The sequence below is a fragment of the Pseudoxanthomonas sp. SORGH_AS_0997 genome (assembly GCF_031453535.1).
Classification (GTDB): Bacteria; Pseudomonadota; Gammaproteobacteria; order Xanthomonadales; family Xanthomonadaceae; genus Pseudoxanthomonas_A; species Pseudoxanthomonas_A winnipegensis.
This window is the reverse complement of sequence record NZ_JAVIZI010000001.1, coordinates 1,615,766-1,642,368: the sequence shown is the minus strand read 5'-3', so window position 1 is coordinate 1,642,368 and position 26,603 is coordinate 1,615,766. Positions and strand designations below refer to the sequence as shown.

Sequence of the window (26,603 nt, the reverse complement as noted above, 5' to 3'; positions counted from 1 at the left end):
GGGGCGCGTGCGCACGATCTTCGACAGCAGTGGATGGAGCCTGGGCGTGGGCATCGCGCTGGGCGTGGCGCTGGGGGCGGGCTTCGGCCTGGCCATGCACGACCTCGGCGTGGGCCTGGCGATCGGCATCGGCCTGGGCGCGGTGCTGGGCGTGTTCATGAGCAGCCAGAAGAAGAAGCGTCGCGGCGGCTGACGCGTATCATGCGCGCTCGCCCAGACTCGCCGGAGCGCGCCCATGTTCGACACCTCGCCTCAGCTGGACTGCAACGGCCGCGTGCTGCGCCTGGACCGGCCGCGGGTGATGGGCATCGTCAACGTCACGCCGGACTCGTTCTCCGACGGCGGCGCGCACGACACGCTGGAGGCGGCGGTGGCCCACGGCCTGAAGCTGGCCGAGGAGGGCGCGGATATCCTGGACATCGGCGGCGAATCCACGCGCCCCGGCGCGCAGGCCGTGCCGGTGGAGGAGGAGCTGCGTCGCGTGGTGCCGGTGATCGAGGCGCTGGTCGAGCGGACCACACTGCCGATCAGCATCGACAGCTTCAAGCCCGAGGTGATGCGCGCGGCGGTGGCCGCCGGCGCGGGCATGATCAACGACATCCGTGCGCTGCGTGCCGACGGTGCGCTCGAGGCCGCCGCGCAGCTGCGCGTGCCGGTCGTGCTGATGCACATGCTGGGCGAGCCGCAGTCGATGCAGGAGGCGCCGGAGTACGACGATGTGGTCGGGCAGGTGCATCGCTTCCTGGCCGAGCGCATCTTCGCCGCCGAGATGAGCGGCATCGACCGGCGCCAGCTGATCGTCGATCCCGGTTTCGGCTTCGGCAAGACCACCGCGCACAACCTCGCGCTGCTGGCGCAGCTGCAGCGCTTCACCGAGCTGGGCGTGCCGGTGCTGGCCGGCATGTCGCGCAAGCGCAGCATCGGCGAGCTGACAGGGCGCGAGGCGCCGGCGCAGCGCGCGGCGGGCTCGGTGGCCGCGCACCTGATCGCCGTGCAGCGCGGCGCGATGCTGGTGCGCGTGCACGATGTGGCCGCGACGGTGGACGCGCTCAAGGTGTGGGCGGCCGTCGATGCGGTGCCGGCGGTGCGTCAGGACGCGCCGAAGAAGCCGGAGATTCGCTGGCCCGAGGATTGAGTGGTCAGGGCCGGCGAGGGGACTTTGGTTTCCCGGGAAGCGGCGACCGGCCTCGTGCGTCGCGCTCGAAAGTCGCTGGGTTCCCGCTTTCGCGGGAACGACGGTAGGGAGATTCGCGCGCAGGTTCGCTGTGGGCCTAACAGTCGTCATCCCCGCGAACGCGGGGATCCAGGGACTTCCGTGCAGGTCGCGCAGTGTCCATGGGTTCTCGCTTTCGCGGGAACGACGATAGGAAGATTCGGGCGCGGGCTCGCGTTGTGAACCTAACAGTCGTCATCCCCGCGAACGCGGGGATCCAGGGACTTTTGTCCAGGTCGCGCAACGTCCATGGGTTCCCGCGTTCGCGGGAACGACGGTTGAGGCTTTGTTCGCGGCGGTTAGTGCAGCGCTTTTAGCTTGGCGAGTACGTCGTCCACGGTGTGCGCGACCACGGCGTCCGGCACCACGTGCACCGCGCGCTCATCCGCAGCAGGGGGCTCGAGCGTGTCGAGCTGGCTGCCGAGCAGGCTGGCGGGCATGAAGTGGCCGGGACGCTGGGCGATGCGCTGGTCGAGCTGTTGGCGCGCCACGTCCAGCCAGACGAACACCGCCTGCGCGTCGCCGTCGCGCAGCACGTCGCGATAGGCGCGCTTGAGGGCCGAGCAGGCCACCACGACGCCCACGCCCTGCGCCCGCTGCTCGGCGATCCACGCGGCGACGCTGCGCAGCCAGGGCGCGCGGTCGTCGTCGGTGAGCGCGATGCCGTGGCGCATCTTGTCGATATTGGCCTGCGGATGCAGGTCGTCGGCGTCGAGTACGCGGTAGTCCAGCGCCAAGCCGAGCAGCCTGGACACGGTGGTCTTGCCGGAGGCGGATACGCCCATCACGATGAGGGTCTTGGGGAGGGGCATGGCGGTGGAGTTCATGCGAGGAGTGAGCCGGGAGGCGTGAGGAGTGAGCAGACGAGACTGCGAACAGCAGGCGTCGCATGATTCACCCGATGCGCTGGCTTTCGCTCATCCCCCATGCCTTTCTACTCACGCTTGTCTCAACGACGCGGCGCGCGTTTGGCGGCCGGCTTGGCCGTCTTCTTCACGGCCTTGCGTGCGGCGGGTTTCGCCGGTGCCTTCTTCACCGCCGGCTTGGCGGCTTTCGCCGCCGGCGCGGAAGCGGCCTTGCCAACCTTGCCTGCGGGCTTGTCTGCCGCCTGCGTGCGGGCGCGCTGCGGCGGACGCGTGCGCCCGGGCGTCAGCGCGCGCCAGGTGCGTCCGCCGTCCAGCGCCAGCAGCGCATCGGCGGCGGTCGGCCCTTCGCTGCCGGCGACGTAGTTGGGGAATTCGGTCGCCGGCTGCCGCGCCCAGGCGTCCAGCACCGGCTGCACGATGCGCCAGGCCGCATCGACCATCGTCGCGTCCTGGAACAGCGCCGCCTCGCCGCGCATGCAGTCGTGCAGCAGGCGCTCGTAGCCCACGGTGTTCTGCTGCGGGAACCAGTCGCGATAGCGGAAGTCCATCCGCACCGGCGCCAGCGCCACCGGATAGCCCGGCCGCTTGACGTCGAACTGCAGCGAGATGCCTTCGTCCGGCTGGATATGCAGGACCAGCCAGTCAGGGCCATAGCCGCCCACGGCCGTATGCCGGAACGGCGCCAGCGGTGCGGGCTTGAAGCGAATCGCCACTTCGGTGGTGCGGGTGCGCAGGCGTTTGCCGGTGCGCAGGTAGAAGGGCACGCCGGCCCAGCGCCAGGTGTCGATGGCCAGCTTCATCGCCACATAGGTCTCGGTCTCGGAGGTGTCCGAGGTGGTGTCCTCCTCGCGGTAGCCCGGCACGTTGCTGCCGTTGATGCTGCCGGCGGCGTACTGGCCGCGCACCACGTCCTCGGGCGCCAGCGGACGCACGGCCTCGATGACCTCCGAGCGCCGCCGCAGCATCGCCTTGGGGGTGAAATCGGACGGTGGCTCCATCGCCACCATCGCCAGCAGCTGGAACAGGTGGTTGGGCACCATGTCACGCAGCGCGCCGGTGGGCTCGTAGAAGCTGCCGCGACCCTCCACGCCGATGGTCTCGGCCGCGGTGATCTGCACGTGGTCGATGCGGTCGCGGTTCCAGACCGGCTCGAACAGGCCGTTGGCGAAGCGGAAGGCCTGGATGTTCTGCACCGTCTCCTTGCCCAGGAAGTGGTCGATGCGGAAGACCTGGTCCTCCTCGAGCACGTCGGCGATCTGCGCATTGAGCGCGCGGGCGCTCTCCAGATCATGGCCGAAGGGCTTTTCGACGATCACCCGGCGCCACGGGCCGCCCTCGGTCTGCTTGACCAGCCCGGCGCGGCCCAGTTCGGTCACTGCCGTGCCGAAGAAGCGCGGCGCGGTGGCCAGGTAGAACAGCACATTGCCCTGCGTATCGTGCTTGGGGTCGATCTCCTCCAGGCGCTTGCCCAGCAGGCGGTAGTCCTCGGCCGAGGTGAAATCACCGCGCTGGTAGAACATGCGCTTTGAGAGCCAGCGCCAGGTGTCCTCATCGATGCTCTCGGCCTGGAACTCGCCGCCGCGCGAAGCCGCCTGCGCGCGCAGCGCATCGCCGATCTTGCGGCGCCACGCCGCCTCGCTTACATCGCCGTGGTCGAAGCCGAGGATGGCGAAACGCTCGTCCAGCTGGCCGGCGCGCTTGAGGTTGTACAGCGCCGGCAGCACCAGGCGCTGGGCCAGGTCGCCGCGGGCGCCGAACAGCACCAGGATGCAGGGCGGGGCCAGGGCTTCGGCGGTGACGCCGGGAGAGGTGGTGTCGCTCATGCGTGGATCTCCGTGCTGGTGCGCTGGATGTCGTGGAGGTTGTTGAGGCGATAGGCGGCGTTGACCAGGGCCACGTGCGAATAGCCCTGCGGGAAGTTGCCGAGCATGCGCCGGCCGCGCGGGTCGTATTCCTCGGCCAGCAGGCCCACGTCGTTGCACAGCGCGAGCAAGGCGGTGTAGCGCTCGAGCGCCTGGTCGGTGTGGCCGATGATCGCCAGCGCCTCGACCAGCCAGAAGCTGCAGGCCAGGAAGGTGCCTTCGCCGTCGGGCAGTCCGTCGCCGGCTTGCTCGGTGGCGTAGCGCTGGACCAGGCCATCGACGGTGAGGCGGTCGCGGATCGCCTCGACCGTGGCCACCAGCCGCGGATCGTCCGGCGGCAGGAAGCCGGTCAGCGGCATCAGCAGCAGCGCCGCGTCCAGCGCGTCGCCGCCGTAGCTCTGCACGAAGTAGCCCTCCGGATGCAGGGCGTTGGCCAGGATGTCGGCATGGACCTGCGTGGCCTGTTCGCGCCAGCGGACGCGATCTTCCTCGCAGTAACTGGCCTCGTTCTGCGCGGCCAGGTCGAAGGCGCGCCAGGCCATCAGCTTGGAGTGGGTGAAGTGGCGCCGGCCCGAGCGCACCTCCCAGATGCCCTCGTCCGGGTCGTGCCAGCGCTGTTCCAGCTCGATCAGGAAGGCGCGCTCCAGCTCGATGCCGGACTCGCCCGATTCCATGCCGCGCAGGCGCGCGGCCTCGAGCATGCCGATCAGCTCGCCATACACGTCCAGCTGGAACTGCTTGGCCGCCGCGTTGCCCAGGTTGACCGGGCGCGAATCGCCATAGCCGGGCAGCCAGTCCGCCACCCACTCGGGCAGGCGCCGCTCGCCGCCCACGCCGTACAGCGCCTGCAGCTGGCCCGGCGTGCCGGCCACCGCGCGCTTGACCCAGTCGCGGAAGGCCGCGGCCTCCTCGCGATAGCCGGCGTTGGTCAGCGCCAGCAGGGTGAAGCTGCTGTCGCGCAGCCAGCAGTAGCGGTAGTCCCAGTTGCGCTCGCCGCCCAGAGACTCGGGCAGCGAGGCCGTCGGCGCGGCCACGATGGCGCCGGTGGGCAGATAGCTCAGGCCCTTGAGCACGACCAGCGAGCGCTTGACCTGCGCGCTCCAGGGCCCGGCATCGGCGCAGCGCGAGGACCAGTCTTCCCAGAAGCTCAGCGTGGTCTGCAGCGCCTCTTCCACCTCCAGCGCCGGCGGCTGTTCCAGATGCGAGGCGCCGTGGCTGAGCACGAACCACGTGCGCTGGCCTGGCTCGAGCGTGAACTCGGCCGTGGAGACCATGTCGTGGCTGTCGATGGTCAGCGGCGTGCGCAGCAGCAGCTGGTCGGGGCCGGCGACCGCGCGCAGGCCGTCGTCCTGCTGGGTCACCCACGGCACGATCAGGCCATAGCCGAAGCGCATCACCAGCTCGGTGCGCATCGGCACCCGCCCGCGCAGCGCCTCGATCCGGCGCACCAGATGGTTGTGCACCTCGCCGTTGTGGCTGGCGACCATGAAGTCGGTGACCAGCACCTGCCCGCTGTCGGTCTCGAAGATCGTGTCCAGCACCAGGCTGCCGTCGCGATAGCTGCGCTGGCTGCGCGCGGACTCGTCGGCCGGGCAGAGCAGCCAGCGGCCGTGCTCGGGTGTGCCGAGCAGGGCGGCGAAGACGGCGTCGGAGTCGAACCGCGGCAGACAGAGCCAGTCGATCGAGCCGGCGCGGGTCACCAGGGCGGCGCTGCGGCAGTTGCCGAGCATGGCGTAGTCTTCGATGGGGGTCGACATCGGGCGGTTCCGGACAGAGCGGCGTAGAAGTACCAGCGCGGCCGTGGGCGGTGCGTGGTCTGGCGCCCGGGCGCGCGGGCAGTGTTCAGGTTTGCCGGACCTTGTCATTGCGGCGCTTCGTCGCCATGACGCCCCTGTCAGCGGGCAGTCCCGGGGCAAGCGGGTAGAATCGGCCGGCGCCGTGCCCCCGCCACATCGGGCCCGCTGCGTCTCATCAATTCGGAGTTGGCATGGCCTGGAATACCCCTGGTAGCGGTTCGGGAAACAACGGAAGCGGCAGCGGGCCGGGCGGGGGGCGCAATTCCTGGAAGCCGGGACAGGGCGGCGGCCTGGACCAGATCCTGGCGCGCCTGCGCGCCCTCTTCGGCGCCGGCGGCGGTGGCCCGCTGCGCTGGGTGCTCGTGTTCTTCGTGCTGCTGCTGGCCTTCAGCAGCTTCCAGCTGGTGGGCGAGCAGGAGCGCGGCGTGGTGCTGCGCTTCGGCCAGTTCGCGCGGATCATGCAGCCCGGCCCCAACTTCAAGTGGCCCTGGCCCATCGAAACCGTGCGCAACGTGCAGGTGACCACCATCGGCACCTGGGGCCTGCAGGAAATGCCCGTGCTGACCAACGACGAGAACATCGTCAATGTCACCCTCAACGTGCAGTACCGCATCAACGACCCGCGCCAGTACCTCTACGGTACCCAGGACGCCGACCAAGTGCTGCAGCAGGCCGCGCAGAGCGCGGTGCGCGAGCAGGCCGGCCGCGCCTCGCTGGAGGACGTGCTCAACAAGCGCGGCCCGCTGGCCTCGGCCGCCAAGGAGCGCCTGCAGGCGGCGCTGGACGCTTACCACACCGGCATGGTCGTGACCGACCTGACCCTGCCCAACGCGCGCCCGCCCAACGAGGTCAAGCCGGCCTTCGACGACGTCAACAGCGCCCAGCAGAGCCGCGAGCGCCTGGTCAACGAGGCCCAGGCCTACGCCGCGCGCGTGGTGCCCGAGGCCCGCGGCGAGGCCGCGCGCACCCGCACCGCCGCCGAAGGCTACAAGGAGGCCGCCATCGCCAACGCGCAGGGCGACGCCGACCGCTTCAGCCTGCTGCAGCAGCAGTACGCCGCCGCGCCGGAGACCACCCGCAAGCGCCTGTGGCTGGAAACGGTCGAACAGGTGCTGGGCCATAACCGCAAGGTGGTCGGCGGCGACGGCCGTCAGCTGATCTACGTGCCGATGGACGCCAACGCCCAGGCCAAGGCGCTGCCGCCGGCCTCGACCCTGCCGCGCCTGCCGACCGACACGCTGCTGCCGGCGGTGCAGAGCGCGGGCGGCAGCGACAGTGCCTCGTCGACGCCGACCGACCCGCTGCGCCCGCCGCGACCCACCGGCCGCGAGGAGGGCCGCCCATGAAGACTTCCGTGACCGTGGCCGTGATCGTGGCCGCCCTGCTGGCGCTGATGGGCTCGGTGTTCGTCGTGCGCGAGGACCAGACCGCGATGGTGCTCAACCTGGGCCGCGTGGTGCGCGCCGACGTCAAGCCGGGCCTGCACTTCAAGTTGCCGCTGGTGGAGACCGCGCGCGTGTTCGACCGCCGCTTCCAGATCCTGGAGACCGCGCCGGAGCGCTACTTCACCTCCGAGCAGAAGGACGTGTCGGTGGACTTCTTCGCCATCGGCTACATCTCCGATGTGCGCGCCTACTACCGCGCCACCGGCGGCGACCAGCGCAACGCCAACGCGCGCCTGGCGCCGATCGTGACCAACTCGCTGCGCAACGAGATCAACTCGCGCACGCTGACCCAGCTGGTGTCCGGCGACCGCAGCGAGATCATCGCCAGGCAGCTGGTCTCCATCAACGCGGCGATCAAGAACCTGGGCATGCAGCTGGTGGACATCCGCCTCAAGCAGATCGACCTGCCGCAGGACAGCAAGGTGCTGGGCGAGGTCTACGACCGCATGCGCGCCCAGCGCCAGCAGGTCGCCAGCGCGCTGCGCGCCGAGGGCGAGGAACAGGCCCGCACCATCCGCGCCGAGGCCGACCGCCAGGCCACGGTCATCGCGGCCGAGGCCGAGCGCGACGCCCAGCGCCTGCGCGGCGAGGGCGATGCCCAGGCCGCGCAGCTGTACGCCAAGGCGTCGGCGGCCGATCCGGGCTTCTACGCCTTCTACCGCAGCCTGGAGGCCTACCGGCACTCCTTCGCCGACGGCAACGCGGTGATCGTGCTGGACAAGAATGACCCCTTCCTGCAGTACATGAAGTCCGATCGCTGATCGGCTGATGCGAAGTGGAGCGGGGCGCCTTCGAGGCGCCCCGTTTCGTTTTGCCCGGAGCTTCCGCAACAGCCGAAGCGCCACCTTCGCATCGTCATTCCCGCGAACGCGGGAATCCAGTGACTTCGCTGCTGCGCCGCTGCCCGCGCGCCCCGACCTCGCAAATCTGAACACCCCCAGCCACCCCAAGGTGGCCCCCGTCCCCCAAAACCCGGATAATGCACAAAAGCCGGCCGGGCGCTTCCCACCAGAAGCACACCCTTCCGGCTTTTTCCGTGTCCTGGATGCGGTGATGCGCGTGCGGCCCGCCCCGATGGCGGCTGACATACACGCGCCTCATGCTCCAGACCGCACGGCCCAAGTCCGCGGCCCCGATGGCCGCAACAAAACAGGAGTACCCGTCATGGGTCAGTCAGTGGTGGTGTTGGGCGCCCAGTGGGGCGATGAAGGCAAGGGCAAGATCGTCGATCTGCTCACCGAAGAGATCGGCGCCGTCGTGCGCTTCCAGGGCGGCCACAACGCCGGCCATACCCTGGTCATCAACGGCAAGAAGACCGTGCTGCACCTCATCCCGTCCGGCATCCTGCGCCAGGACGCGCTGTGCCTGATCGGCAACGGCGTGGTGATCAGCCCGGCCGCGCTGATCAAGGAGATCGACGAGCTGGAAACGGCCGGCGTGGAAGTGCGCAGCCGCCTGAAGATCTCCCCGGCCGCGCCGCTGATCATGCCGTACCACATCGCCCTGGATCAGGCCCGCGAGAAGGCCGCCGGCGGCAAGGCCATCGGCACCACCGGCCGCGGCATCGGCCCGGCCTATGAGGACAAGGTGGCGCGCCGCGGCATCCGCATCGCCGACCTGCATTACCCCAAGCAGCTGGAAGAGCTGCTGCGCACCGCGCTGGACTACCACAACTTCGTGCTGACCAAGTACCTGGGCGTGGAAGCGGTCGACTTCCAGAAGACCTATGACGAGGCGCTGGCCTTCGGCGAGTACGTGCAGCCGATGAAGTCCGACGTGGCCGGCATCTGCCATGACCTGCGCAAGCAGGGCAAGCGCGTGCTGTTCGAGGGCGCGCAGGGCGCGCTGCTGGACATCGACCACGGCACCTACCCTTATGTCACCAGCTCCAACACCACCATCGGCGGCGCGCTGGCCGGCACCGGCGTGGGCGCGCAGGACATCGACTACGTGCTGGGCATCGCCAAGGCCTATGCCACGCGCGTGGGCGGCGGCCCGTTCCCGACCGAGCTTGACGACGAAGTGGGCCAGGGCATCCGCGATCGCGGTGCCGAGTACGGCGCCTCCACCGGCCGCCCGCGCCGCTGCGGCTGGATGGACATCGTCGCGCTCAAGCGCGCCGTGGCCATCAACGGCATCTCCGGCCTGTGCATCACCAAGCTGGACGTGCTGGACGGCATGGAGAAGCTGAAGGTCTGCATCGCGTACGAGTACAACGGCAAGCGCACCGAGTACGCCCCGCTGGATGCGCAAGGCTGGGAAGACTGCACCCCGGTCTACCTGGAGTTCCCCGGCTGGAACGAGACCACCCACGGCATCACCGAGTGGGACAAGCTGCCCGCCGCCGCCCGCGCCTACCTGCGCGCGCTGGAGGAACTGGCCGGCTGCCCGATCAGCATCGTCTCCACCGGCCCGGACCGCGACCACACGATGGTGCTGCAGGATCCGTTTGCCTGATCCCACGTTGGCCCCCTCTCCCGCGTGCGGGGGAGGGCGGGGGGAGGGGCCTTTCATCAGCGCCTTTGCCCATGCCAAGCCCCGCGCAAGCGGGGTTTGGTGTTTCTAGGCACTAGGAAACTCGCTTCAGTGGTTCGGTGCCGATGCAACGCCACCGCGATCCTTACGATCCCTCGGACTGGAACAACCCATGGTGCAACGCGAAGGCTTGGCACCGGTCGGAAAGTCGATCCTGATCCGCGCAGAATCGCTCGTCCAACGCGTTGAGACGTTTGTCCTCCGGCCTCACCTGAACCGCCCGCTGACGTCGGATGCCGGTAGCAACGGGAACGCGCCCAAAGCCAAACAGAATCTGTTTTGCTTTTTTTAAGAGCTCAAGCGAATGCGTCGCGTCCATGGAGTCCAGGCCCGCAACGGCCCATTCGTAGGACTCGCCCGAACTGTTGAAGAAGAACTGATCGAAACCGCCGTTGTGGACTTCTTCTGCCAAGCAGCCCACCGCCCAGTACTGCTTTTCCACGTCTGACAGGCGTTCGATGCCGCCATCGTCACTGTGGATACGCGCTACCAGCGAGCGCCAATAAATTCGGGAGGGATCTGTCGCGTCGAGTTCGCGTTCTCGCTGGTGGCTTGCCTTCGAGGCCTCGATGCTGGCGCGTCTGCCTGTTTTGCAGGGCATGCACACGCCGCCGTTTCGGGCGGCCGTGGTTTCCAGAATCAGCGCACCACATGCGTTGCAGGGAACCTTCATCACACCGTCCAGGGCCCGATCTCAAGCGTAAGAGCATGATCCATACGTTGTAACCGATGGACAGATCCTTGGGGGCGGGTGCACGGCCTAGCCTTAGCCGCCCTCTTGGTGCGGCTATCTCCTTGAGCTGGCGCGATCCTTCCAGCAGCACTTGAACGCCTGCGCATCACCTGCGATCATGCATCGCAATTGCAACGCATGAGGTGTGGGATGAAAACCGCGTCGCTGCCGTCCCTGCGGGTCGAGCCCGAACTGCGCGAAGCCGCCGAGTCGGTCCTGCAGAAGGGTGAAAGTCTGTCCGCCCTGATGGAGCAGTCGCTGCGCGATGAGGTCCGGCGTCGCCGGCACCAGGCTGAGTTCATCGCCAGAGGCCTGGCCTCGCGCGAGCAGGCGCGCCAGACAGAGCGCTATATCGATGCGCAGGATGTTCTGGACGGACTGCAAGCGAGATTGGATCGCGCACAAAAGGAATAGGCCGGGATGGCATGGACCGTTCGCTTTACGGAAGAAGCGCAGCAGGACCTGGAGCGCTTGTACGACTGGCTGCTGCAGCATGCGGCGGAGGACTACGCGGTTGCCGAACGGGCTCTGCAGGCCATCCGTGAGGGCGTCGCCCTGCTCGAATGCGCACCGATGAGCTGTCGCAAGGCCACGGCGGATCCGTTCTTGCGAGAGCTTGTGATCGGCTTTGGCAGTGCGGGATACGTGCTGTTGTTCGAGATCGAGAACAGCACGACGGTCACCGTCCTGGCCGTCAGGCACCAGCGTGAAGACGACTATCATTAGGCGGCGAGTCAATCGATAAATGGCGCCTGTGCGCGGGGCGCGTCGCCAATTACGGGAAGCTGGAGATAAGAGGGATTGAATGGACAAGTCGTCGTTAACCGAGCGCGATATCTGCACGAAGTTCATCATTCCTTCAATCGTCACTGCGGGCTGGGATATGGATCTCCAGGTGCGCGAAGAAGTCGCTTTTACCAAGGGGCGGGTTGTCGTTCGCGGCAAGCTGCACAGCCGAGGGTTGGCGCGTCGTGCCGACTTCGTGCTCTACCACCGCGCAAATCTTCCTTTGGCCGTGATCGAGGCAAAGGACAATAGGCACGCCGTTGGTTCCGGCATGCAACAGGCGCTGGGGTATGCAGATGCGCTGGATGTTCCGTTTGTGTTCTCAAGCAACGGCGACGGATTTCTTTTCCACGATAGAACCGCAACCGGCGGCAAGGTCGAAACCGAATTGACGTTGGACCAGTTTCCCTCGCCACAGGAACTGTGGCGTCGCTATTGCCTCTGGAAGGGGCTTGGTGAGGACGCACGACAGGTGGTCGAGTCCCCGTACTACGATGATGGCAGCAGTCGCTCGCCGCGCTACTACCAGATCAATGCGATCAATCGAACGATCGAGGCTGTGGCCAATGGTCAGAACCGCATCCTGCTGGTGATGGCAACCGGAACCGGAAAAACCTATACCGCTTTCCAGATCATCTGGCGGCTTTGGAAGTCGCGCCAGAAGAAGCGCATCCTGTTCCTGGCTGATCGCAATATCTTGGTCGATCAGACAAAGAACAACGATTTCAAGCCGTTCGGCGCGGCGATGACCAAGATCACCAAGCGCCAGATTGATACGTCCTACGAGATCTACCTATCCCTGTACCAGGCGGTGACCGGCGTAGAGGACGTCAAGAACATCTACAAGCAGTTCTCTCGGGAGTTCTTTGACCTTGTCGTCATCGACGAATGCCATCGGGGCAGCGCGGCCGAGGATTCTGCGTGGCGGGAGATCCTGGAGTATTTCTCTGGTGCCACGCATATCGGTCTGACCGCGACGCCAAAGGAGACCAAGGAGGTCTCCAGCAGTACTTACTTTGGAGAGCCCGTCTACAGCTACACGCTGAAGCAGGGCATCGAAGACGGCTTCCTGGCACCGTACAAAGTGGTTCGCATTGACTTTGATGTCGATCTGCAGGGCTGGAGGCCGCCCAAAGGGATGCGCGACAAAAACGGCGAGTTGATCGAAGATCGCATCTACAACCTGCGGGATATGGATCGCCATCTTGTGGTCGAAGCGCGGACATATCTGGTCGCGCAGAAAGTCACCGAATTCCTCACTGCCACCGGTCCCTTCCAGAAGACCATTGTCTTCTGTGACGACATCGATCATGCCGAGCGTATGCGCCAAGCCTTGGTGAATCTCAATCCGCAGCGCATCGCGGAAAATCGGAAGTACATCATGCGCATCACCGGCGATGACAATGAGGGAAAGGCCGAGCTCGACAATTTCATCAATCCGGAAATGCGCTACCCCGTCATCGCGACCACCAGCAAGCTGATGACAACCGGGGTTGACGCGCAAACCTGCAAGCTCATCGTGCTGGACCAGCACATCAGGTCGATGACCGAGTTCAAGCAGATCATCGGTCGCGGGACGCGCATCAATGAAGACTACGGCAAGTATTGGTTCACCATCATGGATTTCAAGAAGGCGACCGAACTGTTCGCTGATCCATCATTCGATGGAGACCCGGAGGTGATCTACAACCCCTCGCCCAACGACAGTCCTGTACCGCCTGAGATCGGAGGCGGCGAGGGTGGCGACGGCGGTGTGATCGGCGATCCCCCAGACGGCGGTGATGACGTCACCATCGAAGGTGAGGATGGGCCGAAGCGCATCAAATACGTCATCGACAAACTGCCGGTATCGGTAGTGGCCGAGCGCGTCCTGTATTACGGATCCGATGGCAAGCTCATCACCGAGTCGCTGCGCGACTACACCCGCCAACGCGTCCTACGCCAGTTCGCGTCGCTCGATGACTTCCTGCGGCGCTGGAGCGATGCCCAGCAGAAGAAGGCCATCATCGACGAGCTGGCTAGCCAGGGCGTGTTATGGGAGGAGCTGGCCGGCGAAGTCGAGAAGAAGCTCGGCCAGCCACTTGATCCGTTCGATCTGATCTGTCACGTGGCCTTCGATCAACCGCCGCTGTCGCGCAAGGAGCGGGCGGAGGGTGTGCGCAAGCGCAATTACTTCGCCAAGTATCAGGGCAAGGCGCGGCAGGTACTCGAAGGCTTGTTGGACAAGTATGCCGACACTGGGGTGGAGCACATCGAGGACATCAGGATCCTGCAGCTCGACCCATTCCGCACCCTTGGAGCACCGGTCGAACTTGTGGCCGCCTTTGGCGGCAAGACGGATTACCAACAGGCCATCCTGGAGCTGGAAAGCCAGCTATACAGCAGCGCGGACGTTGCCTGAGCTGCTTTCCATAGTATCCTTGTCCTCTGTTTCAGGACGAGGGACGGTCCATTTCCGTTAATCATGAAAAGTCAAGACATCCTGCTCCTGCTGAAACTGGTTAGCCTTGAGCGCCAGCAATCGGTCCCTGTGCGCGGCGAGAAAGCCGCGCTCGGCATTCCCGATGACTGGCGCGGCTGGGCCATGTCGTCGGCTCAGGAGGATGAGAGGGCGACCGGCTTGGCCGAAGACGCGTTCTCCGTGCGTGGCCTCGAGGAATCCACCGGCATCAGCAAATCGGAAGTCAGTCAGGCGCTCCGGCGTTGCGCCGACGTGGGATTGGTCCTACCCGAGCGTGGCAGTGGCATCCCGCGCGTCAACACGCGCGCCTTGCTGGGCTTTGTGATGAACGGGCTGAAGTATGTGTTCCCGGCGCGCCCAGGCCCGATTGTCCGCGGCATTCCTACGGCACACGCCGCGCCGGTACTGGCCGATCGTTTGTTGTCCGCGGGCGAACACATCTACGTCTGGGAGGACGGCTACGGCAGCGAACAGGGTCAGCGCGTGGAGCCCCTGTACAAAAGTGTGCCGCGTGCCGTCCGTCGCGATGCGGAGCTGTACGCCATGCTGGCATTGGTGGATGCGATAAGGCTGGGGCGTGAGCGTGAGTCGGCGCTTGCCGGCAGTGTGCTGACCCAATATCTGCGGGAGGTACCGTAATGGGCGCGCTTGGAAACTGGGATATCCAACAGCACATGCTGGCACGCGTGGCTAAAGCGCTTGGGCCGGATCTGCTGCCGGAAGTCGCCTTCGTCGGAGGCTGCACCACCGGTCTGCTGATGACAGACTCGGTAAGCCGGGAAGCTGTCCGCTTTACCGAAGACGTCGACCTGATCGTGCACGTCATGGGCTTGGGTAGTTGGTACCGCCTGCAGCAGGTGCTGGCGGGTAAGGGCTTTCGCACCTCGCCCAACGACGACGTCGTCTGCCGCACCCGCCTGCGCGATCAGCATCCCAGTGAGCTGATCGTCGATTTCATGCCCGACGACGCTGCCGTCCTCGGATTCAGCAATCGCTGGTACGCCGATGCGCTGCGTGAGGCGTACGATCACGCGCTGCCGACAGGTGTGACGATCCGCGTGGTCGCTCCAGCCTACTTTCTGGGCACCAAGCTGGAGGCCTACCGGGGTCGCGGCAACCGTGATCCCTTGGCAAGCCGGGATATCGAGGACATCCTCAATGTCGTGGATGGCCGCGCCAGCCTGTGCGATGAAGTTGCGCAGGCATCTACGGCCTTGCAGGCGGATATCGCTGAGGGGATCGCCGAACTCCTGCGCCACCGAGACTTCAACTATGTCGTTCAGGCCACTTCCAACAACAACCGCCAGCGCGAGGAGTTGATCTTCACGCGGCTGGATGCACTTGCATCATTCAACAGGTAACACGATGTCGATCAGCAGTACCATCAAATCCATCCAGGACATCATGCGCAAGGACTCCGGCGTCGACGGAGACGCCCAGCGCATCGGCCAGCTGGTGTGGATGTCGTTCCTCAAGATCCTCGATGACCGTGAGCAGGAATGGGAGCTCATCCATGAGGATTACCGTTCGCCGTTGCCGCAGCGGCTGCGTTGGCGCAACTGGGCAGCCGATCCGGAAGGGATCACCGGAGAGGAGCTGAAAACCTTCATCGATCTCGAGCTGTTTCCCGGGCTGCGCGACCTGAAACCGCGCCACAGCAAGCCGCTGGGCTTTGTCGTGCGTAATGTGTTCCAGGACGCCTACAACTACATGAAGTCCGGGCAACTGATCCGCCAGGTGCTCAACAAGATGCAGGGTGGCGTGGACTTCAACAAGGCGCAGGAGCGCCATGCCTTCGGCGACATGTACGAGCAGCTGCTGCGCGACCTGCAGAGCGCCGGCAACGCAGGAGAGTTCTACACGCCGCGCCCGGTTACCGAGTTCATGGTGCGCATGGTCGATCCCAAGCTGCATGAAAAGGTGATGGACCCTGCCTGTGGCACCGGTGGTTTCCTCACTTGCGCCATCGAGCACAAGCGCCAGCGTTATGTGCGCACCGCCGAGGACGAGGCAATCCTGCAGGCCAGCATCTTCGGCGTGGAAAAGAAGCCGCTGCCGCACCTGCTGGCTACCACCAACATGGTGCTGCACGGCATCGAGGTGCCCAGCCAGATCAAGCACGACAACACCCTGGCTCGCCCCTTGATCAACTGGGGGCCGGGCGAGCGGGTCGAGTGCATCGTCGCCAACCCGCCGTTCGGCGGAATGGAGGAAGACGGCATCGAAACCAACTTCCCCACCGCCTTCCGCACCCGGGAAACCGCCGATCTGTTCCTGGTGCTGATCATGCATCTGCTCAAGGACGGTGGCCGCGCCGCCGTGGTGCTGCCCGATGGCTTCCTCTTCGGTGAAGGCATCAAGAGCCGCATCAAGGAAAAGCTGCTCACCGAGTGCAACCTGCACACCATCGTTCGCCTGCCCAACGGCGTGTTCAACCCCTATACCGGCATCAAGACCAACCTGCTGTTCTTCACCAAGGGCACGCCCACCAGGGTCGTGTGGTTCTATGAGCACCAGTACCCGGCCGGCTACAAGAGTTATTCCAAGACCAAGCCCATGCGCGTCGAGGAGTTTGCTATCGAGGAGGCTTGGTGGGGCAGCGAGGCAGCTGGCTTTGCCACGCGGGTGGAAAACGAGTTCGCCTGGAAGGTCAGCTTCGACGAGGTGCAAAGCCGCAACTGGAACCTTGACTGCAAGAACCCTCACGTCGGCGAGCAGATAAGTCACGACCCGGACGAGCTGTTGCGCAGCTATGCCGCCCTGCAAGGCGAGATTGGCGAGCTGCGCGACCAGCTCAAAGCTGTGCTGGCCGAAGCGCTGGAGCGCCGGGTATGACGGCGCTGCTGACCGACAATCTTCCGCTGCTTGCGGGTGCGCCCAATGGCATCAAGAAGCTGCGCGAGCTGATTCTGGAGCTGGCGGTACGCGGCAAGCTGGTGCCGCAAGACCCAAGTGACGAGCCGGCCAGTAAGTTGCTAAAGCGGATTGCCGAGGAGAAGGCGCGGTTGGTGGTGGAGGGGAAGATTAAGAAGCAAAAGCCGCTCGCTGATATAAACGCGGATGGGGTGCCGTTTGAAATTCCGGTGACCTGGGAGTGGGCTCGTCTTGGCGAAATCACCAACTTTGGTATCACTATCAAAAAAAAAGAAATTCCAGAGGATGCCTGGGTACTCGATCTGGAGGATATCGAAAAAGACACATCAAAACTTTTGCAGAAAGCTTGTCTTAAAGAGCGCAACTCACTCAGTGACAAGAACAGTTTTACTAAAGGCGATGTCCTCTATGGAAAACTTCGCCCATATCTCAATAAGGTTCTGGTGGCTGACGAGGACGGATTCTGCACAACTGAGATTCTTCCTTTCAGATGCTACGGTCCTTTTGTAGCTGACTACTTCATGGTCGCGCTGAAAAGTCCGTACTTTCTCAGCTATGTGAATGCTCGGAGCTACGGTATGAAAATGCCTAGGCTAGGAACCGAAGACGGTAGGCAAGCCTTTTTTCCTCTTCCCCCGCTCGCCGAGCAGCATCGCATCGTCGCCAAAGTCGATGAGCTGATGGCACTGTGCGACCGTCTGGAAGCCCGGCAGGCCGATGCCGATAGCGCCCACGCCAAACTGGTGCAGGCGCTGCTGGGCGGCCTGACCCAGGGTAGTGATGTCGAAGACTTTGAGCAAAGCTGGCAGCGCCTGGCCGAACACTTCCATACCCTGTTCACCACCGAATCCAGCATCGACGCCCTCAAGCAAGCCCTGCTGCAACTGGCGGTGATGGGCAAGCTGGTGCAGCAAGATCCTAGCGATAAACCGGCCAGCGCGCTTGTACATCGAATTCATGCTGAGAAGCAGCGCTACCTGGCTGAATCAAAGGCCCGTAAACAGAAGGATTTCGCTACAGAATCGCGCCCGGAGCCACCATTCGAAGTTCCTGATGGCTGGGAGTGGCAAACTATTGATGATGTTCTGCATGTGACGGGCGGCGTAACCCTTGGGCGACAGCTTGCCGGTCGCAAGCTAGTGTCCAAGCCCTACCTCCGCGTGGCGAATGTCCAGCGGGGTCGCTTGACGATGGATCACATCAAGGAAGTCGAAGTACCGGAAGACGAAGTTGAGAAGTACCTACTTCAGCGCGGCGATCTGCTGATTACTGAAGGTGGTGATTGGGACAAGGTCGGACGTACAGCAACGTGGCGAGATGAGCTGCCTGAATGTCTCCATCAAAATCATGTATTCCGGGCGCGTGCAGTTACAGCAGATTGGGAGCCTCGCTGGGCTGAGATGTATCTGAACTCTGCCTCAGCAAGAGAGTATTTCGCTGGCTCGTCAAAACAGACCACAAATCTTGCTTCCATCAACATGACCCAACTTCGGGCATGTGCGTTTCCGTTGCCGCCGCTAGCCGAACAACACCGCATCGTCGCCAAGGTTGATCAACTGATGGCACTCTGCGACCAACTCAAAGCTCGCCTCGGCGAGATCCGCCAAGTGCATGGGAGCCTTGCTAATGCATTGATTGGCCAAGCTTTGAATGGTGAGGAGTCGGGGGCTGGGGTTGTCGACTTCAGTGCTTATCTGATCTCAAAGCTCGCGCCACAACGCACCTTTGGGCGTGTTGCGCATATGAAGTTGATTTTCCTGGCGGATTCCCATCTGGGTCTGGGCCTGATGGATGGATATCGTCGCCATGCTGCGGGCCCGCTCGATACGTCGATTTACCGGGTGGAGGAGCGTGCCGCTCAGGAAGGGCTGTATACGACCTCAGTCGAGGTGCTCAAATCTGGGCAGGAAAAGGTCACCTATCACATCGGGGTGAACATCGGTCGCTCTGTCGAAATGGCGGCTGTCACACTCGGCGCTGGTCAGAAGGAGTTGGATCGTCTTATCGCGCTATTCGAAGGGCGTAAGACGGACGATCTGGAGGCCGTCGCAACGCTATACGCAGTCTGGAACGACGCGCTTGCTGAGGGGTTCCATCCCAATGACGAGTGGTTGATCAACGAGTTTCGCGGCAACTGGCATGAGGCGAAAGAGCGCTTCACGCCGGACATCTTAGGTAAGTGGCTTGGCTGGATGCGCGATCATGGACTTGTCCCGACGGGTAACAGTGCGGTGACGAAGTCACAGGCAGCTTTCTTGTTCAAATGAATCTGTGGTGTTTGGGGTACGGGCTGATGGCAGCGAGTCGTTTGAGTTCTGATGAGGAGGAAGCCTCGTTGCCGTTGGCTAATTATGCGTTTCCCTGCTCGCAGCAGTGTTCGATATCCATGCTTGACGTTGGGATTTATCAGTAGCAGTCTTACTGCACGGAGCCTCGAAACTCCGCAGACAGCGGTACCCACCTCCGACAAACCGGTGGGTTTTTTGTGCCTGCATGTTTTGCTGGCGCAACCGACGCGATGCCTGCGTCGGGAGGGCGGTGAATACAACACCCGCAAGGGGAATAAGCCCGCCGGCTGTCTGCGGTTTCGAGCCTCCCGACTTCCCGTCCGCCGTTCTCGGTGGGCGGTTCCCTGCATGGAACGAGGAGGCACCCATGTCGTACGCGCAGTTGGACGATGAAGATGGCCCCGGCTATTTCCTGCCGGTGGAGGGTCAGGTGCGGTTGGCGCGCTTGAGCGATCACGTCAGGTTTCTGGCGCGGTTGCTGGCGCCGCGCACGCAGGCCGAGGAGGACGCGGCCGGGCGTGGGGTGCGCATGGGCGAGCTGGCGTTCTGCCTGGAGCTGTTGGCCGATCAGGTGGGGCAGGTGCTGGAGGCGCTGTCGTGGCCGGCGCAGCGCCCTGGGGATGCGGCTGATGGCCTGCCCGATCTCGATGGTGACGGAGCGCCGGATGCGGGAGGCGCTGCCTTTCGCGTCACGCTGGCGCAGATCGACCGGCTCAACCTGCTGGTCGAGACCGCCTCGGCGCATGCGAGGATGGTGGCGGTTGGCGATTCGACGGGCGTGGCAGGGCGTGCGTTGCCTGAGGTGGGCGAGACGCTTTGCGCTGCGGTCGATGAGGTGCGCACGTTGCTGGGGCAGGTCGAGCGTCAGCCACTGCGTGAGGCAGCGCCCACGCGGGTGCGCGAGGCGCATGCGGTCTACGCGGTGGGACGGGCTGACGAACGCGAACGTCTGCACTGAGCCTCAAGGGAAGTGAGGCAGTGTGGTAAGGCTCCACGTTGGCTGAGGTCGGTTGGAAAAGTCCCTGGATCCCCGCGTTCGCGGGGATGACGAAGAGGGGGGCTGTGGGGAGGCCGGCTTCCGTTAATCGCGAGACATAGGCACGCCATGGATCGGGAGAAGCAGGCAGGCTATGGATTTCGAAAGCGGGCGCGCGGTGACCGAAACGCTGCGCGTGGTATGCCTTGCGCCTAACGCTCCGCCACGCCGAGCGTGCGGGACTGGGCGTCGAACAGCACGCGCCAGTGGAAGAACGGGGCCAGGCCGAGGTTGAGGGTGATCGTGCGGCTGCCGCCGCGGTAGGGCGCGGCGAACATGCCGCTGGCCTGTTCGCGCAGGCCGATGGTGACGGGGAAGGCGGCGGCGTCGCGGTCCTCGCCGAGGGAAATGACTGCGGGCGTGCCGTTGGGCCAGAGCGCGTCGGCCTGCGCGCCCTGGATGCGCAGGCCGCTCGCGCCGGTGTCGATCATCGCCGGCCCGCAGAAGCGTGCCCGGGCGTCGCGCCGGATCAGGCAGGCGGGCACCTGGTTGGTGGTGTCGATGAACCTGACGCTACGAAAGCGAGCGGTGTCTTCCGGCGAGGGGTTCAGGATCAGGCGCCCGGTCTGGCGCGGGCCGCGCGGCAGTTCGACGATCCAGCGCTGCACGCCCAGCGCGGTGAGCGGGTTGGGGACCGCATCGTCATGCAGGCCGGTGCCGATGATCGCCATGAAGCCTTGCCCGGGCAGGCCGTCGCCGCCGATGCGGTACGCCGCCGCCGGCACGCGCTCGGCCGGGCAGTCCGGCTTGCGTTGGACGCAGGCGACCGCTTCCACGCGCTGGAAGGGGACTTCGCCTATGACACCGCCGGGGAAGCCGATCTGCGCCGAGACCTTGCGCCCCTGCAGCTCGACCCCCGAGCCGTACGCGTAGCGCACCGGCATCCCGGGCGCGCTGGCGGCCTTGCCGGTCAGGGCGGGCGCCAGGATACGCAGGCCGGTGGAGCCGGTATCCAGCTGTGCCTCGATCGGGACGCCATCCACCGTGAGCGTCACGGCGTAGCGGCGCACGCCGTCGCTGAGCACCACCTCGCGGATGGGCACTTCCAGGCCAGGCGCGTCGGCTGCGCGGGCGTGCAGGGCGGGGGCGATGGCCAGCAGGAGGGCCAGTGAGCGCAAGGCAAGACGGAACGATGGCATGCAGGCGGCCTTTCAAGCCGGGGATGAGCGTCCGGCGCGCACGCTAACACCGACGCGGCGCCGGACGATGGCGGGCCAGACATGCGGCGGTGCACCAGACGGCAGGGTCCGGGAACCTGTCAGAACCGACATGACTTTCGGGGGGCGCCGGGCCCGGTGGGGGAGAGGATCATCCGCGGCTTCGGCGCGGGGACGCGCCAGCCACTTCAAGGAATCCGCATGCGCAAGACCCTGGTGACCGCCATCACGCTGGCCCTGGCCGGCACGAGCCTGGCGGCGTCGGCCCAGTCCACCCCGGCCACTCTCGCCGCGCAGGTCGCCGACAGCGCCGCGCAGGTGACCACGCAGCTGCCGCGCACGGCGCGCCCCAGCCACTACGCGGTGCAGATCATCCCGCACGCGGACAAGATGACCTTCGATGGCAAGGTCAGGATCGATGTGCAGGTGCTGGAGCCGACCCAGACCCTGGTGCTGCAGGCGGCCAACCTGACTTTCGGCACCAGCACGCTCAGCGCGGGCAAGGGCAAGCCGCTCACGGCCAAGGTCAGCACCGATGCCGATGCGCAGACGGCGAGCTTCGCCTTCGACAAGACGCTGGCGCCGGGCAAGTACGTGCTGTCCATCGACTACAGCGGCATCATCAACACCCAGGCCAATGGCCTGTTCGCGCTGGATTACGCCACCGCCGACGGCCAGAAGCGCGCGCTGTACACGCAGTTCGAGAATTCCGATGCGCGCCGCTTCATCCCGTCCTGGGACGAGCCGGATTTCAAGGCCACCTTCGACCTCAGCGTGACCGTGCCGGCCGCGCAGATGGCGGTGAGCAACATGCCGATCGCCTCGTCCAAGGACGCCGGCAACGGCATGAAGCAGGTGGTGTTCGCCACCACGCCGAAGATGTCGACCTATCTGCTGTTCTTCGGCCTGGGCGACTTCGACCGTGCCACGCTGGCCGGGCCCAACGGCACCGAAATCGGCGTGATCGCGCAGAAGGGCAAGGTGGACCAGGCCAAGTTCGCGCTGGAGTCCGGGCGCGATGTGCTGAAGGAATACAACGCCTACTTCGGCGTGGACTATCCGCTGCCCAAGCTGGACAACATCGCCGCGCCCGGCCAGAGCCAGTTCTTCAGTGCGATGGAGAACTGGGGCGCGATCTTCACCTTCGAGTACTCGCTGCTGCTGGACCCGGCCGTGTCCAACGTCAACGACGAGCAGCGCGTGTTCACCACCGCCGCGCACGAGATCGCCCACCAGTGGTTCGGCGATCTGGTGACCATGGCGTGGTGGGACGACCTGTGGCTCAACGAGGGCTTCGCCACCTGGATGGAGGGCCGCACCACGGCCAAGCTGCATCCGGAATGGGACATCGACAAGACCGAGGCGGCCTACACCAGCCGCGGCGCGATGGGCCGCGACGCCTACGCCACCACCCATCCGGTGGTGCAGCACGTGGCCACGGTCGAGCAGGCCAGCCAGGCCTTCGACGGCATCACCTACGGCAAGGGCTCGGCGGTGATCGGCATGCTGGAGGACTATGTCGGCTCGGACAACTGGCGCAGCGGCGTGCGCAGCTACATCAAGGCCCACGCCTACGGCAACGCGGTCACCGACGAGCTGTGGCGCGAGGTGGACAAGGCCGCGCCGGGCAAGGACTTCATCCAGGTCGCGCACGACTTCACCCTGCAGCCGGGCGTGCCGCTGATCAAGGCCAATGCGGTCTGCGCCAGCAACAGCACCACGGTGACGCTGGAGCAGGGCGAGTTCACGCTGGACCGCCCCAACAAGACGCCGCTGCGCTGGAACGTGCCGGTGACCCTGCGCGGCGCCGACGGCAAGGAAACGCGTGTGCTGGTGCAGGACGGCAGCGCGCGCGTGACGCTGCCGGGCTGCCAGCAGCCGGTGGTGATCAACGCCGGGCAGAAGGGCTACTACCGCACGCTGTATGCGCCGGCGATGTTCCAGGCGCTCAGCGCCAAGTTCTCCACGCTGCCGGTGGTGGACCAGCTGGGCGTGATCATGGACGCCGGCGCGCTGTCCAGCGTCGGCCTGCAGCCGGTCGCCGACCAGCTGGACCTGACCGCCAAGGTGCCGCTGGATGCCTCGCCGGACCTGTGGCTGCAGGTGGCCGGCGTGCTGGGCGGCGTCGATGGGCTGTTCGATGGCGATGCCAAGCAGCAGGCCGCGTGGCGCAAGTACGCCATCGCGCGCCTGTCGCCCAAGTTCCAGCAGCTGGGCTGGGACAACCGCGCGGGCGATCCGGCGCGGGTCAAGCAGCTGCGCTCGAGCCTGATCGGCGTGCTCAGCAACATGGGCGATGCGCAGGTGATCGCCGAGGCGCGCCGCCGCTTCGCGGCCTTCCAGGCCGACCCGAAGTCGCTCTCGCCGGATCTGCGCCGCACCGTGCTGGGCATCGTCGCGCGCAACGCCGACGCGGCCACCTGGGACACGCTGCACGCGATGGCCAAGAAGGAGACTTCGTCCATGGTGCGCGACCAGTACTACTCGCTGCTGGCCTACGCCAAGGACCCGGTGCTGGCCCAGCGTGCGCTGGACATGGCGCTGACCGATGAGCCGGGCGCGACCAACGCCGCCAGCATGATCGGCGCGGTGTCCCAGGAGCATGCCGACCTGGCGTTCGACTTCGCCGTCAGCCATCGCGAGAAGGTCGACACGCTGGTCGATTCCACCTCGCGTGCGCGCTACTACCCGGGCCTGGGCAGCAGTGCGGACGACCTGAAGATGGTGGACAAGATCAAGGCCTATGCCGACAAGTACATCGCCCCGACCTCGCGCCGCGCGGCCGAGACGGTGATGACCAGCATCCAGACCCGGGTCAAGCTGCAGGCCGAACGCCGTCCGCAGGTGGTGGCGTGGCTGAAGCAGCAGAAGTAAGCGCTATCTGAGGCATGCCAGGGATTGAGGCGTGCAGGCAGGAAGAAGCCCCGCGATGCGGGGCTTCTTTTTTTGTCGCTCGTCTGCCCCCTCCCTTGCGCGCAGCGCAGGGGAGGGCTGGGGTGGGGTGCTTTTGCTGTTGCTCCGGTGCCTCAATCGGTAAAGCCCCGACCCCTCCCCAGCCCTCCCCTTCGCCTGCGGCGAAAGGGAGGGGGCCCTCAAGTCGATAGTTTCCTGTCACTGATCGCGTTGTGCGCGAGGCAGGGATTCAAACGACCCCGCAATCCGAAGCCATGTGAGCCGAGGCGCGAGGCAGCGGGCGGTGGCCGCGACGAGCGAGGCAGGAAGCCGAGCGCCCGAATCAGGGCAGGATGCCCTGACTGAGGGAAGAGCGGACACCGCCCACCGGACCGCTGCCCCACCGAAGTCCCGGCTCCCAGACGCAGTGCTCACTGGATCGGGCGAACATCACTTTTCCGAAGGGTGTCCGGATCTAGAGATGTGTCCGGATCTATCACCCATCCTCACGCAGATCAGCTTCCGCCGCCGATCCCGGACCACCCTCATGGCCGCCATCCCGCACCGCCTGACCAAGCGGCCCGAAGGACGCGCTGCCGTCGTCGTAGCGGATCAGGTCGCGCACGCCGACCACGCCCTCGATCTGGCGCACGCAGGCCACGGCGCGCTGCTTCATGTCGCGCTCGGGCACGTTGCCGGTCAGCGTGACCTGGCCGTCCTGGATCTCGACCAGGATCTCGCCGGCTTCGATGTCCGGCTGCTGCGCCAGGGTGCGGACCACATCGTCGCCGATCAGCTGGTCGGAGCGGGCAGGGGTGCTCATGGTGGAAGTCCTTGTAGTGGGTGAGGCGATGCTGCGCCCGCGCAAGTGAGCGCACCGCCAAGAGCGCGCTCGATGAAGGGCGCGCCGGCCGGGACGCGTATGCTTGTGGGGATTTCGATTCGCCTGGGAGGGCACGATGAAACAGACGATGCGGGTGTCGCTGATGGGCGCGCTGCTGGCCGCGGCCAGTGCGCAGGGGGCGGAGGTCACGAGCGCGGCCTACACGCCGAGCGGCGGCGCGGTGACGGTCTACACCTCGGCCTCGGGCGCGCCCGCGCAGATGGTGCGCAGCGAGGTGGCCGCCCTGCAGCCCGGCCACGCCCTCACCGAGCGCGAGAACTCGATCTTCGTCGACCCGACCCGGCGCTTCCAGACCGTGATGGGCCTGGGCGGGGCGATCACCGATGCGGCGGCCGAGACCTACGCCAAGCTGAGCAAGGCCAAGCAGGCCGAATTCATGAAGGCCTATTACGACCCGGACGCCGGCATCGGCTACAGCTGGGCCCGCACCACCATCCACAGCTCGGACTTCTCCAGCGCCAGCTACACCTACATCAAGGAAGGCGATAAGGACCTCAAGACCTTCTCCATCGCGCACGATCGCAAGTACCGCATCCCGATGATCAAGCAGGCGATCGCCGCGGCCGGCGGCACGCTGCCGATGTTCGCAAGTCCCTGGAGCGCGCCGGCCTTCATGAAGGACAACAAGAGCATGCTCAAGGGCGGCCACCTGCTGCCCGAGTACGCCGATGCCTGGGCCAACTACTACACCAAGTTCATCGCGGCCTACGAGAAGGAAGGCATCCCGATCTGGGGCATCAGCATCCAGAACGAGCCGATGGCGGTGCAGATCTGGGAGTCGATGCAGTTCTCGGCCGAGCAGGAGCGCGACTTCCTCAAGGACCACCTCGGCCCGACCATGGCCAAGGCCGGCTACGGTGACAGGAAGATCATCGTGTGGGACCACAACCGCGACATGATGGTCCACCGCGCCAACGTGCTGTTCGACGACCCGGAGGCGGCCAAGTACGCCTGGGGCATGGGCTTCCACTGGTACGAGACCTGGGCCGGGCTCGACCCGATGTACGACAACGTGGCCGCCGTCTCGCGCGCCTATCCGGACAAGCCGCTGCTGCTGACCGAGGCCTCGATCGAGAAGTTCGACTTCGACCGCATCCAGGACTGGGCCCACGGCGAGCGCTATGGCGCCTCGATGATCCACGATTTCAACGGCGGCGCGGTGGCCTGGACCGACTGGAACATCCTGCTGGATGAGCATGGTGGCCCCAACCACGTGGGCAACTACTGCTTCGCCCCGCTGCAGGCCGACACGCGCACCGGTGAGCTGATCTACACCCCGCCGTACTGGTACATCGGCCATTTCTCCAAGTTCATCCGCCCGCAGGCCCAGCGCGTCAGCGCCGCCAGCAGCCGCAGCAATCTGATGACCACGGCCTTCCTCAATCGGGACAACCGGCTGGCGACCGTGGTGATGAATGGCAGCGACCAGGCCATCACCTACAACTTCTACGTCGGTGAGGCCTCCACCCAGGTGGAGATCCCCGCGCACGCGATCCAGACGCTGGTGTACTGAGCCTCGTCACCGCATGGCTTGCACGAACGCCTCGCCATTGCGGGGCGTTCTTGTTTTTCGCGGGCGACGTCGCGTCCGGCGGTGCGGTGCAGGCTGTGCGCTCGAAGGGCTGCTTCGGCGAACATATCGAGCGAGCCCGTCTTTGCAGGCCATGGATCGTGAGGAAGTAGGAGACGAAGCATCCGCCGTCGTGCGCGCCGGTCACGGCGCGGTCGATCTCATGCCCTGAGACGCGGCTGCGG

The 26,603-nt window shown here is 65.5% G+C and carries 21 protein-coding genes; 15 read left to right on the top strand and 6 right to left on the bottom strand.

The window, feature by feature from the left end; genetic code table 11:
- Positions 1 to 7: 7 nt before the first annotated feature.
- Together QE438_RS07315 and folP are read left to right on the top strand one after the other, a co-directional pair.
- A complete protein-coding gene (locus tag QE438_RS07315) occupies positions 8 to 193 on the top strand; it encodes a hypothetical protein (protein WP_130521417.1) in 186 nt (61 codons plus the stop codon).
- Between the two features lie 42 nt (positions 194 to 235).
- Positions 236 to 1,135, top strand: coding sequence for a dihydropteroate synthase (gene folP, locus QE438_RS07310; RefSeq protein ID WP_306991440.1), 900 nt, complete (start codon positions 236 to 238; stop codon positions 1,133 to 1,135).
- 377 nt (positions 1,136 to 1,512) lie between these two features.
- Here the strand turns inward: folP and QE438_RS07305 are convergent, their stop codons facing one another.
- From QE438_RS07305 to QE438_RS07295, 3 genes are all read right to left on the bottom strand, one after another.
- Positions 1,513 to 2,040, bottom strand: coding sequence for a gluconokinase (locus tag QE438_RS07305; RefSeq protein WP_307183975.1), 528 nt, complete (start codon positions 2,038 to 2,040; stop codon positions 1,513 to 1,515).
- Between the two features lie 122 nt (positions 2,041 to 2,162).
- Positions 2,163 to 3,902, bottom strand: coding sequence for a glucose-6-phosphate dehydrogenase (gene zwf, locus QE438_RS07300; RefSeq protein WP_306991444.1), 1,740 nt, complete (start codon positions 3,900 to 3,902; stop codon positions 2,163 to 2,165).
- Positions 3,899 to 5,698 (bottom strand): glycoside hydrolase family 15 protein, encoded by a 1,800-nt coding sequence (locus QE438_RS07295; RefSeq protein ID WP_306991447.1) that lies wholly within the window; start codon positions 5,696 to 5,698, stop codon positions 3,899 to 3,901. The genes zwf and QE438_RS07295 overlap by 4 nt, the downstream gene beginning before the upstream one ends.
- A 230-nt stretch (positions 5,699 to 5,928) precedes the next feature.
- Between QE438_RS07295 and hflK the strand changes: the two genes are divergently transcribed.
- From hflK to QE438_RS07280, 3 genes are all read left to right on the top strand, one after another.
- Positions 5,929 to 7,083 (top strand): FtsH protease activity modulator HflK, encoded by a 1,155-nt coding sequence (gene hflK / locus QE438_RS07290; protein ID WP_131659297.1) that lies wholly within the window; start codon positions 5,929 to 5,931, stop codon positions 7,081 to 7,083.
- Complete coding sequence (locus tag QE438_RS07285; protein ID WP_130533380.1) at positions 7,080 to 7,943, top strand: protease modulator HflC; 864 nt, start codon at positions 7,080 to 7,082, stop codon at positions 7,941 to 7,943. The genes hflK and QE438_RS07285 overlap by 4 nt, the downstream gene beginning before the upstream one ends.
- A gap of 403 nt (positions 7,944 to 8,346) precedes the next feature.
- Positions 8,347 to 9,639, top strand: coding sequence for an adenylosuccinate synthase (locus tag QE438_RS07280; RefSeq protein ID WP_130522863.1), 1,293 nt, complete (start codon positions 8,347 to 8,349; stop codon positions 9,637 to 9,639).
- 163 nt (positions 9,640 to 9,802) lie between these two features.
- On the opposite strand, the gene QE438_RS07275 is transcribed toward QE438_RS07280, so the two are convergent.
- A complete protein-coding gene (locus QE438_RS07275) occupies positions 9,803 to 10,390 on the bottom strand; it encodes a DUF4375 domain-containing protein (RefSeq protein ID WP_306991451.1) in 588 nt (195 codons plus the stop codon).
- A gap of 210 nt (positions 10,391 to 10,600) precedes the next feature.
- Here QE438_RS07275 and QE438_RS07270 point away from each other — a divergent pair, with 210 nt between their 5' ends.
- The 8 genes from QE438_RS07270 to QE438_RS07235 all read left to right on the top strand — a co-directional run bounded on the left by QE438_RS07270 (position 10,601) and on the right by QE438_RS07235 (position 19,817).
- Positions 10,601 to 10,864: a YlcI/YnfO family protein gene (locus QE438_RS07270; RefSeq protein ID WP_306991452.1), complete on the top strand. Its 264-nt coding sequence runs from the start codon at positions 10,601 to 10,603 to the stop codon at positions 10,862 to 10,864.
- A 6-nt stretch (positions 10,865 to 10,870) separates the two neighbouring features.
- Entirely contained in the window at positions 10,871 to 11,176 is a 306-nt protein-coding gene (locus QE438_RS07265; RefSeq protein WP_306991454.1) for a type II toxin-antitoxin system RelE/ParE family toxin, read from the top strand.
- A 79-nt stretch (positions 11,177 to 11,255) separates the two neighbouring features.
- Entirely contained in the window at positions 11,256 to 13,637 is a 2,382-nt protein-coding gene (locus QE438_RS07260) for a DEAD/DEAH box helicase family protein (protein ID WP_306991457.1), read from the top strand.
- A gap of 63 nt (positions 13,638 to 13,700) precedes the next feature.
- On the top strand, positions 13,701 to 14,336 hold the full coding sequence (locus QE438_RS07255) for a transcriptional regulator (RefSeq protein WP_130533374.1): 636 nt from the start codon (positions 13,701 to 13,703) through the stop codon (positions 14,334 to 14,336).
- Positions 14,336 to 15,058 carry a hypothetical protein gene (locus QE438_RS07250; protein WP_307183976.1) on the top strand — a complete coding sequence of 241 codons (723 nt, stop codon included), beginning with the start codon at positions 14,336 to 14,338 and terminating at the stop codon, positions 15,056 to 15,058. Before QE438_RS07255 ends, QE438_RS07250 begins: the two co-directional genes overlap by 1 nt.
- A 4-nt stretch (positions 15,059 to 15,062) precedes the next feature.
- Positions 15,063 to 16,532: a class I SAM-dependent DNA methyltransferase gene (locus QE438_RS07245; RefSeq protein ID WP_307183978.1), complete on the top strand. Its 1,470-nt coding sequence runs from the start codon at positions 15,063 to 15,065 to the stop codon at positions 16,530 to 16,532.
- Entirely contained in the window at positions 16,529 to 18,838 is a 2,310-nt protein-coding gene (locus tag QE438_RS07240) for a restriction endonuclease subunit S (protein WP_306991461.1), read from the top strand. Before QE438_RS07245 ends, QE438_RS07240 begins: the two co-directional genes overlap by 4 nt.
- A 388-nt stretch (positions 18,839 to 19,226) precedes the next feature.
- Complete coding sequence (locus QE438_RS07235) at positions 19,227 to 19,817, top strand: hypothetical protein (protein ID WP_306991463.1); 591 nt, start codon at positions 19,227 to 19,229, stop codon at positions 19,815 to 19,817.
- Between the two features lie 230 nt (positions 19,818 to 20,047).
- Here QE438_RS07235 and QE438_RS07230 read toward each other — a convergent pair whose 3' ends face one another.
- Positions 20,048 to 21,034, bottom strand: coding sequence for a hypothetical protein (locus tag QE438_RS07230; RefSeq protein ID WP_306991465.1), 987 nt, complete (start codon positions 21,032 to 21,034; stop codon positions 20,048 to 20,050).
- A gap of 219 nt (positions 21,035 to 21,253) precedes the next feature.
- Here QE438_RS07230 and QE438_RS07225 point away from each other — a divergent pair, with 219 nt between their 5' ends.
- Complete coding sequence (locus QE438_RS07225; protein ID WP_306991468.1) at positions 21,254 to 23,926, top strand: M1 family metallopeptidase; 2,673 nt, start codon at positions 21,254 to 21,256, stop codon at positions 23,924 to 23,926.
- Positions 23,927 to 24,440: 514 nt separating this feature from the next.
- On the opposite strand, the gene QE438_RS07220 is transcribed toward QE438_RS07225, so the two are convergent.
- Positions 24,441 to 24,767 (bottom strand): BON domain-containing protein, encoded by a 327-nt coding sequence (locus tag QE438_RS07220; RefSeq protein WP_130517694.1) that lies wholly within the window; start codon positions 24,765 to 24,767, stop codon positions 24,441 to 24,443.
- Positions 24,768 to 24,903: 136 nt separating this feature from the next.
- Between QE438_RS07220 and QE438_RS07215 the strand changes: the two genes are divergently transcribed.
- On the top strand, positions 24,904 to 26,361 hold the full coding sequence (locus QE438_RS07215; RefSeq protein ID WP_306991472.1) for a glycoside hydrolase family 30 protein: 1,458 nt from the start codon (positions 24,904 to 24,906) through the stop codon (positions 26,359 to 26,361).
- The last annotated feature ends 242 nt before the right edge of the window (positions 26,362 to 26,603 follow it).